Genomic DNA, 16,528 nt, shown 5'->3' on the forward strand with positions numbered 1-16,528 from the left:
CTCCATATGAAAAGAAATGTATTTTCTGAAAATACAAAGGATTTTAGAATGAAAGGATTTAAGATTTGTGATATGTCCGAGAGCCTCCTCAGCCAATATAGTTGATACGAAAGGAGGGGCCATAACAAATGAAAGCGATAACAGGAATGTAATGAACGGAGGGGAGGCATAAAATGAAGACTAAATCAGGTTCAATGATAAGGTATGCAGCGTCAAATAAAACCTATTTCATGTTAGGATCGGCTTTTTTCTTTTTGGGCATCATCATGTCGAGTTTCACTCATTCCAGGGTGGAAGCAGCCATTACGGTACCTGGATTTGTTGTTGAACCTAATCAAACACAAGCATTAATAGTAACATTTAAAGATGCTCAGCTAGAAGGGTACGGGATTGAAAAACGTGATGAGAAAACTGCCAAAGCCAAGGACAAGTCATATGATGGCAAAGGTTACATTTCTTATTTTTTTGAAGAGGATAATTCAGCTAAAGGAAGCGCTGCATTCAAGGTTGAAGCACCGGAAGATGGCCTGTATGAGTTGAGCTTGGGATATTACATTCCAGAAGGAAATGGGGACAAAACGACCTCTATTCAAGTGAATGGTTCAGGTGCTGGTGAATTGATGCTTAATGCTCCCAACCCAGGGCAGGTCCGTGCTGAAAAAAAGGTGACCAAAGTGCTTCTGAACCAAGGCAGTAACTCCATCCAAATCTTACGGGGGTGGGGATACTATGGTATTGAGTACATCAAGCTCAAACGTATAGAGCCCAACGTATCCAAACAGGATATAAAGATGGATACCTTAAGTAATTCCAAAGCAACTCCCCAAGCCAAAGCACTCTTGGATTTTATGACCAGCCAATATGGAAAGAAGATAATTTCAGGACAGCAGACACTGGAAGATGCGAAGTGGATCTACAAGCAGACAGGAAAATCCCCTGCGCTGGTTTCCAGTGATTTGATGGATTATTCTCCATCCCGTGTTGAAAATGGAAGTACCTCAAACGAGGTGGAGAAGATGATTGAATGGTACGAACGCGGAGGAATAGTATCATTAAGCTGGCATTGGAATGCGCCGAAGGGAATAGGCGGCAACGAACCGGGCCACGAATGGTGGCGAGGTTTTAATACCGAGTTTACAACCTTCGATGTAGAATATGCCCTGAATCATCCGGAATCGGAAGATTACAAGCTTTTAATTCGAGACATTGATGCCATCGCTGTTCAGTTGAAGCGGCTACAGGATCATAACATTCCCGTACTTTGGAGACCACTGCACGAAGCAGAGGGCGGCTGGTTTTGGTGGGGAGCCAAAGGTCCTGAACCTGCCAAAAAATTATATAGACTAATGTACCAACGTTTAACCGATCTCCATCAGTTAAACAATCTCATTTGGGTTTGGAACTTTGTGAAGGAGGAGTGGTACCCGGGCGATGATATGGTCGACATTGTAAGTATCGACGTTTACAATCCAGCGGGCGATCATAGCCCTAACATTGCCATGTATGATGAACTCTTGTTTTTGGGCAAGCACAAAAAGCTTGTAGCGCTTGCAGAAAACGGGCCTATTCCGGATCCTGATCTGCTCCACACTTACGGCGCACATTGGAACTTTTTCAATACCTGGACTGGAGATTATCTGCGCGACGGAAAAACGAATACAAAGGAATATTTGAAAAAGGTATACAATCATGACAACGTAATCACGCTAGATGAACTTCCCGAAGGATTGTATGGTAGTCCCTAAATCGAAAAGGGATACATTTTATTATTGAGCAGGAACAATCTAGTTTAACAGGAGTGAATCATGTAATGGCTATTTATATTAACGAGTCACAGCATATTTTTCATCTGCAATCCCGCGTAACCAGTTATGTTATTCAAATCATAGACGGCTATCCTTTACTGGTATATTGGGGACAAAGATTGTCCGAGAAAGGAAACCTTGAAAAACTTGTACCAGGTCTGGAAAAAACGGAGCTAGGCTCCATGCCTCATGAATATCCGCAATATGGAACAGGTGACTTCAGATCACCTGCCTATCAAGTTCTACTTGAAGACGGGAGCCGCATTACAGAGCTACGCTTCAAAGGGTACTCAACCGGCGCTGGTAAACCAGCACTTGATGGTCTGCCGTATGTGTATACGGAAACAGACCATGAAGCAGATACCTTGGAGCTGGAACTGGAGGATGCGTACGCAGGAATCACCGTTCTTCTGAAATATTGCATCTTCAGGGATGGTGCTATTACCAGGTCAGTTCACTTTAAGAACAACGGTCACAGCACGATCAAACTTTTACGTGCGCTTAGTGCCAATGTTGATTTGTATGGCAAGAGCCATTATGAATTGTTATACCTCGCGGGTCATTGGGCTCGAGAGGCGCATCTTCAACGCAGACCCCTGGGCCCAGGAGGTACTAGTCTTGGGAGCAAACGTGGAATGAGCAGTCATCAGCACAATCCTTTTGCGGCTGTCGTTAGCCCTGGAGCCGATGAGGATCATGGGGAGGTTTTTGCTGTAAATCTGGTGTATAGCGGTAATTTCCATGCCGAAGCGGAAGTGGATGCTTTTGGCGTCGTTCGTTTGGGCATTGGTCTGAATCCATTTGATTTTGGTTGGCTGCTTCCTCCTGGCGAATTCTTCCAAACTCCTGAGGCTGTATTGGTATATTCAAATGAAGGGATCGGAGGCATGTCCCGAATCTATCATCGACTCTACCGGAACCGTCTATGCCGCGGCGTGCATAGGGACAAGGAGCGACCGATTCTCGTGAACAATTGGGAGGCAACTTATTTTAATTTCACTGCAGAAAAGATTGAAGCGATTGCCGAGACAGGCTCTCATCTGGGGATTGAACTGTTGGTGCTTGATGACGGCTGGTTCGGCAAACGTGACAGCGACAATAGTTCGCTCGGAGACTGGGTTGAAGATCGGAGAAAGCTTCCTAACGGCTTGCGTGATTTGGCAGAGCGGATTGAACGCCAAGGCTTGCAATTCGGATTATGGTTTGAACCTGAAATGATCTCACCCGAAAGTGATCTGTACCGGAAGCACCCCGACTGGTGCCTGCACGTTGAAGGCCGTCGCCGGACGGAAGCCCGCTGGCAATTGGTATTGGATCTTTCACGGCCGGAAGTCCGTGATTATTTGTATGATGCACTGGCTGAAATCTTCACCAACGTACCTGTTTCTTACGTAAAATGGGACATGAACCGTGCGTTGACCGAAATTGGTTCCGCAACGGCTTTACCCGAGAATCAACAGGAGATTGCACATCGTTACGTGCTTGGGCTCTATGATCTTTTAAATAAACTGACGACTGCATTTCCGGAAATTTTATTCGAAAGTTGTTCCAGCGGTGGAGGTCGGTTTGATCCCGGAATGCTGTACTACATGCCGCAGACTTGGACAAGTGACAACACGGATGCCGTGGAACGCTTAAAAATACAATACGGGACCAGTTTGGTATATCCCGTCAGTACCATCGGAGCTCATGTCTCCGCCGTGCCGAACCATCAAGTTCACCGCGATACCTCGCTTAAATTCAGAGGGGACGTTGCGATGTCGGGAAACTTTGGCTATGAACTTGATCTGACCAAATTCACGGATGCCGAAAAGATCCAGGTGAAAGAACAGGTTGCCATGTACAAAGAACATCGTTCTCTCATACAACAGGGGGATCTATTTAGACTTCGGAGCCCTTTTCAAGGCAATGAAACATCCTGGATGTTCGTTTCGGACAATCGATGCGAAGCTATCGTATTTTACTTTCGAGTTTTAGCCAAGCCCACTCCTGCTGCTGATGTACTTCAGCTCAAAGGATTGGATCATTCGTATACTTATGAAGTGACTGGAGAGAGTGGACACATGGGATCTTTCGGCGGGGATCGTTTAATGCAAGCAGGCTTGATCATCCCTCCCCTTACAGGAGATTATACCAGTGCATGGTTCAAGTTGAGCGCCACTCAATAAATATGGCGATAATAAAAATTCTCTGCATTGGTTTAATGCAGGGGATTTTTATTATACCAACTTATGAAAACAAAATTGTCTTTTCTGAAAACAGTATAGATTATTGAATGAAATCCTACTGGATCTCCGATATGTCGCCAATATAACAATCGTTTTATGATGAAAGAGGAAAGGGGGGGATGAAATGAAAGCGATAACAGAAGAGAGAAGGTTCCGCACACGCAAACACAAAAATTCGCAAAAGTGGAAAGTCTTTAAGAATCAAAAATATCTGTACATGATGTCATTTCCGTTTGTGATTTGGGTGTTTGTATTTCAGTATTTGCCTCTGTGGGGATGGACGATGGCATTTCAAAACTACAGACCAGGCAAAGGTTTTTTCGATCAAAAATGGGTTGGATTCGATCATTTCCAAGCACTGTTTCAGGATGAACATTTCTATTTGGTGCTAAGAAATACACTGGCAATGAGCCTTATGGGGCTTGTGGCTGGGTTCGTGTTTCCTGTATTGTTCGCAGTGGTTCTAAACGAGGTACGAGTTCAGTTTATGAAGCGTTTCGTACAGACTGTTTCTTACCTGCCTCACTTCGTGTCTTGGGTCGTGGCCGCCGGGATCGTCATCAAAATGCTGTCAACCGACGGAGGCGCGATAAACGACTTGCTCTTGGGGCTGAATTTGATTGACCAACCGATACAATTTATGGCCAAGGGTCAACTGTTCTGGGGAATAGTGACCGGAGCCGATGTTTGGAAGGAGACAGGGTGGAACGCCATTATCTATTTGGCTGCCATTTCGGGGATTGGTCCTGAACTGTATGAGGCAGCAAGGGTAGACGGCGCCAGTCGTATGAGACAAATATGGCATATTACACTCCCAGGCATCAGGCCAACAATCATCGTACTGTTTATTATGTCGATTGGCCACCTCGTAGGAATCGGATTTGAAAAGCAATTCTTGCTTGGTAATCACATGGTTAGCGATTATTCCGAAGTGTTGGATCTGTATGCGTTGAACTACGGTTTATCCATGGGGAGATATTCTTTTGGTACCGCTATTAGTATCTTTAACTCGGTCATCAGCGTGATTTTGCTGTTCGTCGTGAATGGACTCTTTAAAAAATTCGCTAACGAAAGCATTATGTAAGGAGGAGGAACAGACATGGAAGCATCCGAGCCGACAACTTCTTCCGTCACACCCAAACGACCGAAGATAGGCGCAAAATCTCCCCAAGACTTGATATTTGACACCTTTGTTTATGTTTTCATTGGAGTCGTTACGATTGCGACGCTATATCCCTTTTTGAATGTGCTCGCCATTTCATTCAACGATTCCGTAGATACTGTTCGAGGCGGTATTTCTATTTTCCCTAGACAATTCACTCTTGAAAATTATAAGCTCATCTTTAGTTATGAGGGGTTGATCACGGGATTCAAAATATCGGTGCTTCGAACTCTAATAGGAACCCTGGCAGGTCTGGTAAGCGGTTCAATGGTTGCTTATACACTTGCTCGTAGAGAGTTTCAGGGAAGACGATTTGTTTCCGTATTTCTGGCGATCACAATGTATGTGTCGGGCGGTTTGATTCCTAGTTTTATCTTGATCAAGAATCTGGATCTGATCAATACGTTCGCAGTGTATATTTTGCCAGGACTCGTAAGCGCCTTCAATATATTCATCATCCGTTCGTTCATTGATGGAATTCCTTATGCTTTGCAAGAATCGGCCAAGCTTGATGGGGCAAACGATTTCACCATTTACTGGCGTGTCATACTACCGCTCACCAAGCCTGCTCTTGCAACCGTAGCCTTGTTCCTTGCTGTCGGGCAATGGAATTCCTGGTTTGATACGTACCTTTATAATGGTTCCAATGACTCCCTGACCACCTTGCAGTATGAGCTCATGAAAGTGCTTCAGAGTACCACCACAAACTCGAACAATATACGTGGGGAAAACATGTCTCAATTGATGTCGCAAGTGTCTCCTGACGCTGTCAAAATGGCGATTACCATCATCGCAACTGTGCCTATTCTCATTGTGTACCCATTCTTGCAAAAGTACTTTGTAAAAGGCATGACACTAGGTGCGGTCAAAAGCTGATGAGACTCTAACCGTAAATGACTTTGTATCCTTAAATTATCTGAAACATGGGGAGTGTTGTTTTTATGAGAAAGCGAACCCGAAAAACAGCAGTAACACTACTTTCAGCTGGTCTGTTGCTCAGTCAGCTCGCAGCCTGCAGTGGAAGTGGTGGTGGGGAATCAGCAAGTCAAGATGGCTCAAATCCTATCACACTTACTTATTTTTCAGAGGATGGAAGTCCTAACTGGAACAATATGAATGACCGTATAGGAAAAGTCATCACAGAGAAAACAGGTGTCGTTTTGGATGCTGAATTCGCAGTGGGGGACCCTGTGCAAAAGGTATCCATCATGGCTGCCACTGGTGAAGTTCCCGATCTCATAGCTGCTAAGGCTGATCTTGGCAAGCTAGTGGATGTCGGTGCAGTTCTCGATCTGACGGACTTGATTGAAGAACATGCGCCTAATATTAAAAAGATGCTTGGCGATAAGATTGTTCGTGCCAAATATAGTTTGGAGGATCAAGCCATCTATGCCATTCCGACTTGGTCTGCTATCGATGAACGTAAATTCAAAGCCGACGGTGGCTTCCAACTTCAACATCGTGTTGTAAAAGAAGCTGGTTATCCTGAAATTCGTACGGTAAAGGACTACGAGAAGGTCCTTACAGACTATATAGCTAAACACCCAACAGATGATAACGGTAACAAAAATATCGGACTAACCATTAATGCCGATGATTGGCATATGTATCAGGTGACGAACATGGGATTTTTTACGACAGGTGCACCGGATGATGGAGAGTACTATGTGGACCAAGAAACTTTTGATGTAACTTATCATTTCCGCCGTCCAGAGGAAAGAGAATATTTCCGCTGGCTGAACCATATGAACGACATAGGTTTATTGGATAAGGAAAGTTTTGTCCAAAAGACGGATCAATTCAAATCCAAGGTTTCATCTGGGCGTGTGCTTGGCCTGATCGACCCTGCATGGGACTATGGTGATGCTCAACAGGCATTGAAGGCTGCAGGGAAATTTGACCGGACTTACGGTCATTATCCAGTAACATTGTCTGAAGAGTATAAGGATACTAATTTCTGGTCCGCTGGGTTTGACGGAGGATATGGGATCGCGATTTCCAGTGAGTGCAAAGATCCTGTGGCTGCAATCAAATTTTTGGATTACCTGGCTTCGGAAGAAGGACAGATTCTGATGAACTGGGGGATCGAAGGACAAGATTACGTTGTAGAGAATGGAAAAAGAACTGTACCGAAGGATGTTCAAGAAAAGATGGACAACGAAGGTAGTGCTTACATGAAGGAATCGGGTCTCGGCCTGTATTGGAACCTATCGGTTCATTATGGTGACGGAATTAAGGACTCTACAGGCAATTATTATACGAAAACGAACAGTGACCTTTTAGCGGCGACCTACAGTGCACCCGAAAAAGATGCTTTGGCCGCTTACAAAGTCGAGCATTGGAGAGATCTTTTCCCAAAAGAAGAAGAGTTTCCTGAAAGAAAAGCCGGCGCCGTTTACAATATTGCTTTGCCAAGCGATAGCCAGGCGACAATATTAATGGCCAAAATGAAGGATATCACATGGAAACGAATTCCTGAAGCTGTAATGGCCAAACCGGAAAATTTCGATAAAGTCTGGGATGAGTACATGGCGGAATTGGAAAAGGCTGGAGTGGAAGAGATGGAAGAGGCTTTTGGTCAATATGTGAAAGACCGTGTTAAACTATGGAGCGGTCAATAAGCATTCAATTGAGAATAGACAGAAAGGCAGGATACGATGAAATCGATACCTTGCAATCCTAATGCATCGGAAGAAGTACGTTCTGTGCTCAACTATTTCCACGAGATCCAAGGGACTGGCATCATTACGGGACAGCACACCCAAACCATGGCGCAGGAGGAATTAAACTACATCTATCAAGTAACAGGGAAGTGGCCGGCACTATGCGGGTTCGAGCTTCTTGGGTATTCTCCAAACATTAATTATGACGATAGTGGCGAAGAGTGTTTGCTGGAAATCGCTGAAAACCAGGATACGCTGCAAAAAGCCTGGGAGTGGACGGAGAACAACAGAGGCTTGCTTACGTTCACATGGCATTGGTTTTCACCGCTTGGCGGACGGGATAAAAGCTTCTATTCGGAGCATACAAATTTTAACGTAAGTAAAGCGATTACGGAAGGAACCAAAGAATATGAAGCCCTGTTGTCCGATATGGACCATATGGCCAATATCCTCCGGGAATTTTGCGACAAACGTATTCCGATCTTGTGGAGACCATTTCATGAAGCGGAAGGCACTTGGTTCTGGTGGGGCAGTCAAGGCCCGGAAATCGCAAAACAATTGTACCGTATCATGTATGAGAGGTATACGCATTATCATAATCTAAATAATTTAATTTGGGTGTGGAACTCACCGTTGGTCGAAGGTTACGTTGGGGATGACGTGGTTGACATTATTTCCAGGGATATGTATCCCCCAGCTCACCAACATACGGATTTACGTAAGGAATATGATGAACTGATTGGTGTTACACGAACTCCAAAACTTGTTGCTATCGGAGAGATTGGCCCGATTCCGAGTATTAGAAGCTTGTCCACCTCGCGCATCCCGTGGCTGTGGTTTATGACATGGTCTCAGGATTTTGGTAGGACGGAGAAGTTTACGACAAAAGAGGAGCTGCGCAGTGCATATCACTGTAACTATGCTATAACATTGGACAAACTACCAAAGCTATATTAAATATTCAAAAACACCTCTTGCAGCCGATCAGGCGTGAAACGAAGGAAAAGGAACGCATGTTTGAGTGTGTGTCGTGATACTAACGAAAAATAAGGGCGGAGTATATCCGTCCTTATTTTATTTTTACGGCTTTAGCCAGTTGGCAAACAAGAGCTACAGCCTGGACACACAAAGTGGATGTGCAAATACCACATTGTATTCACCCCGAAGTATAGACAGAAAGAAATCTATAATCAAGTCAGAAAAGATTTAATCGAAATTTTCAAAACGTTTATGCAAGTACAAGGGAGTAGAAATTATAGAAGGTCATATGATGCCCGATCATGTCCACATGCTGGTAGCGATTCCAACGAAGATTGCAGTCTCAATAAAAGATATTCAGTTCAACGCAGGTCTCTGTCTTTGTTTGTAGAGTTGTTGCAATGCCAGAGAATAAAGTTGATAAGCATTATCATTCATGATATATTGTTCACTAGTAAACTAAATATAAGGGTTTATTTAGAAAAACCCTACTATTTAAATGATATTTTTGTTTACAAGTAAATAAGGAGCGATCAAAGAATGATCTCAAAAGATCGAACAAAACAGTTGCTTTATGACCAATTTATCCGTTTTTTACATGTGTATGAGAACCACAAGGATACAGAAATCGAGCATTTCCTAAGTATCGCCCAGCGAGAAAGTATCGAGAAAATCCCTCAGCATTTGACCGCGGTTCATATGATAGATTGCATAGGCAAGCATGAGCCTATTAACAACACGGGTATTGCCGAGGCGATGAATTTGTCCAAAGCAAGTATCACCAAAATTGGTAACAAACTGCTGGAGGAGGGATTCGTCAAACGTACAAAAATGAACGACAACAAAAAGGAGAGTTATTTCCGGTTGTCACCGCAAGGTAAAAAAATCTTTGAACTGCATGAACGTCTGCATATACATGAGGCTGAGCGCTTCTATCGTACTCTCGACAAATACTCGGAAACGGAGCTGAAAGTAATTCATCAATTTCTTCAAGACAGCAGTATGAATATTGAATCCAGATAGAGCGAAGGAGAGTGAAGCATATGAGTCTGGCGGAATTGATCAGGGAGCGCAGGAGTATTCGTAAATGTAACTCTACGCCGGTGGAGCAGGAGTTAATTGTAGAATTACTGCGTAAGGCTATACGGCTTCAACCATTGGTTGAAGCTAGCTCGTGGCGTGTGGTATATGCCGGAACTCCAGAAGCACGCAAACGGTTGGTGGACTGCATGCTGGAACAGATGTCACAAAGCAAGCTCGGCAAGCTGATTCCAGGGAAACTTCTGGATGTTTTTAAAAAGAGAATTACCGATATTCCTGCCCACGTCATTGTTATGTCGACTGTAGGACCGGATCGTCTGACCAATGACCGCAATTATGCGGCTGCCTGCGGGGTGATGCAGAGCTTCCAACTGTTGGGCTGGGAACGAGGGTTAGGAATGTTATGGGATACAGAGTCCATGATTCAGCATGAAGCGTTCTTCAATGGAATTGGCTTACGTGAGGATGAAAGATTTGTTGGTATTCTTCATATAGGATATTACGACAAAGCGCCAAGAAGTCGGAAAAGAACACCAGCCGAGCAGAAATGGACCGTATTGCGAGGACAGTCTACATAGAAGAGGAGGATATAAAATGAAATTGTCAGATCTGGAAGGAGTCATGGGCGGTCCGAGTGAGTTTTTGGAACAACCGGTATCGCACGACCTCATCCTTGAATTGCTTAATCATGCCGTATGGGCGCCAAATGATGGCCTCCGAGAGCCGTGGCGATTTATCTTTGCCGATAACCGGTGTGGGAACATCATGCAGGGATTACAGGAGCCTGCCCCTGCGTATCTTCTGGTCTTGGTGAAGGAAGAGGCGGATCAATATAAGCGGGAAGAGGACTTTGCAGCTGTCTGCTGCCTAATTCAGAATTTCCGCTTGCTGGCTCATGAGCAAAGTCTGGGTGTGCGCTGTACCTTGCATGACTGGATGTACGATTCGAGCCGTACTGAAATGTTTGGTGTACTGAATAACGAGCGCATTGCTGCGGTTCTGGAATTGGGATACGGTGCAAATCAGTGGAAAGGGAATACAGAGTTGCCTGAGACTCAACTTCATTTTGAACTGCTGTAGGGTGGCGATCAATTTTTATTGCACCAAAACATCATAACTGATTGAGCTTGCTTTCAGGCTCCTCACCATTTTCTACACGTTTTATATTCTTTATAAAGAAATCATATCTTGTTTTATGAAATTTCCGACCATCGGGCATTCCCGCTGTATGTGGAGTAAGTATCACATTACCCAGATTCCGGAGCTCACTGTCAATAGGAAGCGGTTCAGATTCAAACACATCCAGGCATGCGCCAGAAATATCCCCGTTTTTTAATGCATCAATCAAGTCTCTTTCGTTGACAATGCCGCCGCGGGCTGTATTGATAAAAAGAGCAGTATTTTTCATTTTTTTGAATGTCGCTTTGTTAATCAGCTGTTTGGTTTGTTCATTCAAGGGTACATGTACACTAACTATGTCCGATGTGCTTACAAGAGTATCAAAATCCGTCTTTTTCACAAAATCGTCCGATTGTACAGTGGCATTTCTCGCATACGCCAGTACATTCATATCAAAAACCCTGCAAAACGCAGCTACTTTTTTTCCAATTGCACCCAAACCGATAATTCCAATCGTTTTTCCCTTTAACTCACTTCCTGTATAGTCCAATTGATTTTCATCCATCTTATTTTTCATGAAAGTATCAAGAGACGGTATGTTTTTATAATAAGACAATAACAGTGCCATGACGTGCTCGGCCACTGCCTGTGCATTCACTCCTGCAGCATTGGCCACCCAAATGCCGAGCTGTGTACAGGCAGGGACATCCACATTATCAAATCCTGCACCCGTCTGTACCAATTTTAATTTTTTTGCGTTAGAAAGCAGGCTATGGTCCACTTTAATATGTTCCGGAATGATTACCTGGCAATCTTCAATATGATGCAGCATTTCTTTTCCGGGCGGAACAATTACAACGTTCCAGTCTCGCGGAAAACTCCCTGCAATATTGGATTTTGAGGTCTCGCTAAAATTGCCAACGATGAGAATTTTCATTGCTAAACCACCTTTCATAAGCTACCATTCTTCAAATAAAACCGTTGATGCTCGTCATTTTATCCTTTTAATACAATTTTATCAAAAGATTTCATTACGTTCTATTGAACCGGAATGGAAAAGAATCTTGATAAACAATATACTAGCTATATAGTTTTTTTGTTGAGGAGAATATCAAATGGATGAAATCGATGAGTCAAAACAAATTGTATTACAAATCGGCGGTGCATTAAAAAAGTATAGAAAAGAAAAAAACATGACCTTAGACGACTTATCAGAATTAACGGGTGTAAGCAAACTTACTCTGGGGAATATCGAACGTGGTGAGACAAATCCAACTTTGGCCATCATATGGAAAATTTCAAAAGGAATATCTTTACCGCTATTGGCTTTGTTCACATCAGAGAAACCCGTTAGTTTGTATCGAGCAGGGGAGGGACTGCGGTTTTCTAATGATGAAAAAAATTGGGTCATTGAACCCGTCTTTAAAAGCAACGATATTGAAATGTGTCGGGCATACCTACAGCCTAATAGCTCGTATTACCCTGAAGGTCATCATGTGAATACAACTGAAATTGCGACAGTAATGACGGGTTCCATCGAGTTACAAGTCAATGGAGAGATGTACACATTGAATCAATATGATACGATCAGTTTTCGTGCAGATTATCCCCACGCTTATACCAATCATACGAATAACGAAACAGTGCTCCATATATCCTTAAAATATGGTTTCTAGTCGTCGAAAATCCACTTATTAAATGCAACTCCGAATTCCATGACGGGAATTCAGAGTTGTATTTTTTTATTCAATTTTAGTATGTTATGAAATAATTATTGTTTATAAAAGTATCTTATACTATACTTTCATTATTCGCGCGGATGTTATAACAAAGTTTTTCAACCAACAAGAAGCAAATATAAGACGTAGGAATTCAGGAAGGAGAAATGAAGAATGCCGAATAAACAAAATAAAAAATTCGTGCCATCCTCTGTAGCGCTGATCATTCTCGGCATTATTGTTATTGCAGCTAATTTACGTACTCCCTTAACCTCAGTTGGTCCTTTAGTAGGTTTTATAAGGGATGACGTTCATATTTCAAATACATTAGCAGGCCTGATCACAACGGTACCCTTGCTTGCCTTTGCTGTGTTATCACCTCTTGTACCAAAATTAGGACGGAGGTATGGGGTTGAGCGTATCATTTTGATTGCCCTAATCTTTCTGACTGTTGGTATTGTAATACGATCTTTATCTGGCGCAGTTAATCTGTTTATTGGAACAGCAGTTCTTGGATTCGCCATTGCCATATGTAATGTATTATTGCCAAGTATAATCAAAAGGGATTTTCCAAATAAAATTGGTTCCATGACAGGAGTTTACTCCATTTCAATGAATTTATGTGGAGCAATCGCATCGGGAATCAGTGTACCGCTAGCCATGAACGCAGGGCTAAAATGGCAGGGAGCATTGGGAATATGGGGGATTCTAAGCTTTGTATCAATCCTCTGTTGGTTACCCCAATTAAGAAATCAAACAAAACAAACCGCCAAGACGAGTCAACAAATGGCAAGCAACGATGTGAATGTTTGGCGATCCCCGCTTGCTTGGCAAGTAACCTTGTTCATGGGTATACAGTCTATGGTTTTCTATGTATTGATCGCATGGTTGCCTGAAATTTTAAAGCAGCAAGGAATTGACTCCAACCAATCTGGATGGTACCTCTCGATCATGCAGTTAGCGATGCTTCCATTTACCTTTATTGTCCCTGTTATTGCCGGGCGTATGTCTAACCAACGTTTGTTAGTGGTTATCACAACCATTTTGCTTTTGACGGGGACGCTCGGACTTCTTTACGGAAGTTCTAATGTCATTCTGTTGTGGATCGTCATACTCGGAATTGGTGGAGGTTTCGCCTTTAGTTTGGCCATGATGTTTTTCGGGTTACGCACTGATAATGCGCATCAAGCAGCGGAACTATCTGGCATGGCCCAATCGATCGGATATCTTCTTGCCGCAATCGGTCCAGCCCTTATAGGATATCTGCACGATGCAACAAATAGTTGGAACCTGCCACTTTTCATTCTTCTTGGGGCTTCCGTGTTACTATTTATAGTTGGTATAGGAGCAGCAAGTAATCGTGTTGTAGGTAGTCGAAATGGTTACGAATTGCCACGGAAAGGATGATAACTATGTTTGACAAAATTATGGTGGCCATTGATAAATCTGAAATAACGAACAAACTCCTTGATGCAACCGTTGAAATAGCCCAAAATAAACAAACTCAAGTTACCTTGGTTAATGTCAGCCAGGATTATGTGTCAAATGGCATGACATATGTACCAGAGAATTTTTTGGAAGACATACTGAACGAAATGGAGAAAGCCAGTTTGGAACAGTTGCATCAAGCCAAATCTAAATTAAAGTCTGCGGGGATTAACCCGGAAACTGTTCATCTTAAGGGAGATCCTGGGCATGAAATATTGAATTATGCAAAGGATACCGAGCAGCAACTTATTATTATCGGAAGCCGTGGGCTTAGGGGCGTTAAGGAAATGATGCTTGGAAGTGTCAGCCACAAGGTTTCACAACTATCAAGTTGTCCAGTCCTCATTGTACATTAACTCCTTCGGGAACTGGGGAACGTTCATAGTATGAATAAGTGTTAGAAATCATTCCGCCTGGGGTTCAAACAGAATTCATGACAGATCCCAAAAACTCAATACATGAAACAAACAAAAGCCCGCAACGACGCGGGCTTTTGTTTGTTTTTAACATCAAGTATACATTACCTGCCGGGAATTTCATTCAGCGAGTGTTCTTGTTCCTCCAGCAGTCGTTTCAGTTTTTGGCGCTGCCGTTTTTCTTTCTGACGGCGCTCTCTGTCCTCAGCTTGCAGAGCCTTGAGCAGGGAGAAACACATACCAATAAGAACAACAGCGAACGGCAGTGCGGCCACAATGGAGGCCGTCTGTAGACCGTTCAACCCCCCGCTGATCAGTAGGACTACCGCGATGGCGGACTGCATGATTCCCCAGGTTAATTTCACTCTCGTACTCGGGTCCAGCTTGCCATCTGAAGACAGCATACCCAGCACAAAGGTAGCCGAATCAGCCGACGTAATAAAGAAGGTCATGATCAGGAGTGTAGCGATAAATGCTATGATCGTACCCAAAGGAAGCTGCTCCAGTGTAAGGAATAAAGCGGTTGTCGTATCTTGTTTGACGGCCTCCGCCAAATGGGCGGCATTAAACAATTCGAGGTGAAGTCCTGTTCCACCGAAAACGGAGAACCAGATAAATCCGAACAGGCTTGGAAAAACCATGACGTAAATTACAAACTCCTTTATGGTTCTTCCTCGGGATACCCTTGCGATAAACGTGCCAACAAAGGGAGCCCATGCGATCCACCATGCCCAGTAAAATAACGTCCATGCTCCAATCCAGGTTTCTCTTGAGAACGGTGTCAGTCTCAAACTCATGTTAATAATATTCTGCATGTAACTGCCCAATGTTGTCGTGAATGTGTCAAATATAAAAGAAGTCGGTCCAGTCACCAATACAAACACCATCAATAGCACAGCTATAACCAGATTGGTGTTGCTCAGAATCTTAATACCTTTATCCAGACCGGAGGTTGCCGAGATCAAAAACAGTACGGTAACAATTGAGATAATGACAATCTGGGACAGCGTCGAGTTTGGAATACCGAATAAGTAATTCAGACCCCCACCGATCTGAAGCGCACCCAATCCAAGAGAGGTTGCAACACCGAAGATCGTTGCAATGACTGCAAGAATATCAATGATCTTACCAAGCCAGCCTGCAGCAAGACGTTCACCGATCAGCGGAATAAAGGTGGAACTGATCAGTCCTTTGTAGCCTTTCCGGAACTGGAAGTAAGCGAGCGCCAAGCCGATGACGGTATAGATAGCCCAAGGATGAAGCCCCCAGTGGAAAAAGGAATAACGCATTGAAAGTCTTGCTGCTTGCGTTGTTTCGGGTACCGCGCCCTCCGGTGCAGATAAATAGTGGGACAGCGGTTCAGCAACTCCCCAGAAAACCAGCCCAATGCCCATACCAGCGCTAAACAGCATGGACAGCCAGGAAACCGTAGAATATTCCGGCTCATCATCGTCATCCCCCAGCCTAATACCGCCAAATCGGCTGAACGCAAGATAGAAAGCAAAGATCAGGAAGAACAGTGTCGCTAGCAAATAAAACCAGCCAAAATTCTGAATAGAGAAGTTGTAGGCAACATTAGCCACATCCGCCAGCTGAGCAGGAGCGACGGCTCCCCATATTGCAAACAGTACAACGATGATAATTGTGATTGTAAATACCATGATGAGACCCTCCGTTATGTAAGCTTAGCCAACTGTTCCTTAGTATGTGCTAGTCCGACTTGTAATATTTCGGAAAGCTAGCTGTTGATAAATTAAAACAAACCGCCGTGTAATGAAACACCCGTCGGTTTATTCGTTCCCTTTTTAGATGGGGCATTGTGATAAGCCGCTGATGCGCTATCCATTTTATCGTCAGCATGCAAAGCAACATTTCTGTTAAGATTTAGAAGTATATTAAGCATACATCTA

General features: G+C 43.6%; 14 protein-coding genes and 1 pseudogene. 13 read left to right on the forward strand and 2 right to left on the reverse strand.

Translation table 11 applies throughout. From position 1 onward, the window contains the following. The first annotated feature begins 173 nt into the window (after positions 1-173). From MHB43_RS17150 to MHB43_RS17195, 10 genes and pseudogenes are all read left to right on the forward strand, one after another. Positions 174-1,745: a glycosyl hydrolase gene (locus tag MHB43_RS17150; RefSeq protein ID WP_405117581.1), complete on the forward strand. Its 1,572-nt coding sequence runs from the start codon at positions 174-176 to the stop codon at positions 1,743-1,745. 65 nt (positions 1,746-1,810) lie between these two features. Then, entirely contained in the window at positions 1,811-3,973 is a 2,163-nt protein-coding gene (locus tag MHB43_RS17155; RefSeq protein WP_339303966.1) for an alpha-galactosidase, read from the forward strand. A gap of 184 nt (positions 3,974-4,157) precedes the next feature. Next, positions 4,158-5,117: a sugar ABC transporter permease gene (locus tag MHB43_RS17160; protein WP_221821403.1), complete on the forward strand. Its 960-nt coding sequence runs from the start codon at positions 4,158-4,160 to the stop codon at positions 5,115-5,117. Positions 5,118-5,132: 15 nt separating this feature from the next. Continuing rightward, positions 5,133-6,071, forward strand: a complete 939-nt coding sequence (locus MHB43_RS17165) for a carbohydrate ABC transporter permease (protein WP_076210480.1) — start codon at positions 5,133-5,135, stop codon at positions 6,069-6,071. Positions 6,072-6,136: 65 nt separating this feature from the next. After that, positions 6,137-7,816 carry an ABC transporter substrate-binding protein gene (locus MHB43_RS17170; RefSeq protein ID WP_405117582.1) on the forward strand — a complete coding sequence of 560 codons (1,680 nt, stop codon included), beginning with the start codon at positions 6,137-6,139 and terminating at the stop codon, positions 7,814-7,816. Between the two features lie 36 nt (positions 7,817-7,852). After that, positions 7,853-8,815 (forward strand): glycosyl hydrolase, encoded by a 963-nt coding sequence (locus tag MHB43_RS17175; RefSeq protein ID WP_405117583.1) that lies wholly within the window; start codon positions 7,853-7,855, stop codon positions 8,813-8,815. A 177-nt stretch (positions 8,816-8,992) separates the two neighbouring features. Next, positions 8,993-9,182: pseudogene (gene tnpA, locus MHB43_RS17180) on the forward strand (IS200/IS605 family transposase); the annotation flags it as partial. 194 nt (positions 9,183-9,376) lie between these two features. Further along, complete coding sequence (locus MHB43_RS17185) at positions 9,377-9,859, forward strand: MarR family transcriptional regulator (protein ID WP_221821406.1); 483 nt, start codon at positions 9,377-9,379, stop codon at positions 9,857-9,859. A gap of 20 nt (positions 9,860-9,879) precedes the next feature. Beyond that, complete coding sequence (locus MHB43_RS17190) at positions 9,880-10,455, forward strand: nitroreductase (protein ID WP_237175180.1); 576 nt, start codon at positions 9,880-9,882, stop codon at positions 10,453-10,455. 16 nt (positions 10,456-10,471) lie between these two features. Next, positions 10,472-10,957 (forward strand): nitroreductase family protein, encoded by a 486-nt coding sequence (locus MHB43_RS17195; RefSeq protein WP_237175179.1) that lies wholly within the window; start codon positions 10,472-10,474, stop codon positions 10,955-10,957. Between the two features lie 31 nt (positions 10,958-10,988). On the opposite strand, the gene MHB43_RS17200 is transcribed toward MHB43_RS17195, so the two are convergent. Further along, complete coding sequence (locus tag MHB43_RS17200; RefSeq protein ID WP_405117584.1) at positions 10,989-11,933, reverse strand: NAD(P)-dependent oxidoreductase; 945 nt, start codon at positions 11,931-11,933, stop codon at positions 10,989-10,991. Between the two features lie 178 nt (positions 11,934-12,111). On the opposite strand from MHB43_RS17200, the gene MHB43_RS17205 reads away from it, so the two are divergent. The 3 genes from MHB43_RS17205 (at position 12,112) to MHB43_RS17215 (ending at position 14,558) form a co-directional block, all read left to right on the forward strand. Then, complete coding sequence (locus MHB43_RS17205; protein ID WP_221821410.1) at positions 12,112-12,672, forward strand: helix-turn-helix domain-containing protein; 561 nt, start codon at positions 12,112-12,114, stop codon at positions 12,670-12,672. 216 nt (positions 12,673-12,888) lie between these two features. Further along, positions 12,889-14,121 (forward strand): MFS transporter, encoded by a 1,233-nt coding sequence (locus MHB43_RS17210; RefSeq protein WP_221821411.1) that lies wholly within the window; start codon positions 12,889-12,891, stop codon positions 14,119-14,121. Between the two features lie 5 nt (positions 14,122-14,126). Further along, a complete protein-coding gene (locus tag MHB43_RS17215; protein WP_405117585.1) occupies positions 14,127-14,558 on the forward strand; it encodes a universal stress protein in 432 nt (143 codons plus the stop codon). A 164-nt stretch (positions 14,559-14,722) separates the two neighbouring features. Here MHB43_RS17215 and MHB43_RS17220 read toward each other — a convergent pair whose 3' ends face one another. Beyond that, complete coding sequence (locus MHB43_RS17220) at positions 14,723-16,279, reverse strand: BCCT family transporter (RefSeq protein ID WP_221821413.1); 1,557 nt, start codon at positions 16,277-16,279, stop codon at positions 14,723-14,725. Positions 16,280-16,528: the final 249 nt, after the last annotated feature.

It is taken from the genome of Paenibacillus sp. FSL H8-0317, from assembly GCF_045040685.1.
Classification (GTDB): domain Bacteria; phylum Bacillota; class Bacilli; order Paenibacillales; family Paenibacillaceae; genus Paenibacillus.

What these genes read in the sequence shown, in the direction of transcription:
- MHB43_RS17220 (WP_221821413.1), bottom strand. Translation starts at nt 16,279, where the DNA reads ATGGTATTTACAATCACAATTATCATCGTTGTACTGTTTGCAATATGG.
- MHB43_RS17160 (WP_221821403.1), top strand. Translation starts at nt 4,158, where the DNA reads ATGAAAGCGATAACAGAAGAGAGAAGGTTCCGCACACGCAAACACAAA.
- MHB43_RS17165 (WP_076210480.1), top strand. Translation starts at nt 5,133, where the DNA reads ATGGAAGCATCCGAGCCGACAACTTCTTCCGTCACACCCAAACGACCG.
- MHB43_RS17185 (WP_221821406.1), top strand. Translation starts at nt 9,377, where the DNA reads ATGATCTCAAAAGATCGAACAAAACAGTTGCTTTATGACCAATTTATC.
- MHB43_RS17150 (WP_405117581.1), top strand. Translation starts at nt 174, where the DNA reads ATGAAGACTAAATCAGGTTCAATGATAAGGTATGCAGCGTCAAATAAA.
- MHB43_RS17175 (WP_405117583.1), top strand. Translation starts at nt 7,853, where the DNA reads ATGAAATCGATACCTTGCAATCCTAATGCATCGGAAGAAGTACGTTCT.
- MHB43_RS17155 (WP_339303966.1), top strand. Translation starts at nt 1,811, where the DNA reads ATGGCTATTTATATTAACGAGTCACAGCATATTTTTCATCTGCAATCC.
- MHB43_RS17190 (WP_237175180.1), top strand. Translation starts at nt 9,880, where the DNA reads ATGAGTCTGGCGGAATTGATCAGGGAGCGCAGGAGTATTCGTAAATGT.
- MHB43_RS17210 (WP_221821411.1), top strand. Translation starts at nt 12,889, where the DNA reads ATGCCGAATAAACAAAATAAAAAATTCGTGCCATCCTCTGTAGCGCTG.
- MHB43_RS17195 (WP_237175179.1), top strand. Translation starts at nt 10,472, where the DNA reads ATGAAATTGTCAGATCTGGAAGGAGTCATGGGCGGTCCGAGTGAGTTT.
- MHB43_RS17215 (WP_405117585.1), top strand. Translation starts at nt 14,127, where the DNA reads ATGTTTGACAAAATTATGGTGGCCATTGATAAATCTGAAATAACGAAC.
- MHB43_RS17200 (WP_405117584.1), bottom strand. Translation starts at nt 11,933, where the DNA reads ATGAAAATTCTCATCGTTGGCAATTTTAGCGAGACCTCAAAATCCAAT.
- MHB43_RS17170 (WP_405117582.1), top strand. Translation starts at nt 6,137, where the DNA reads ATGAGAAAGCGAACCCGAAAAACAGCAGTAACACTACTTTCAGCTGGT.
- MHB43_RS17205 (WP_221821410.1), top strand. Translation starts at nt 12,112, where the DNA reads ATGGATGAAATCGATGAGTCAAAACAAATTGTATTACAAATCGGCGGT.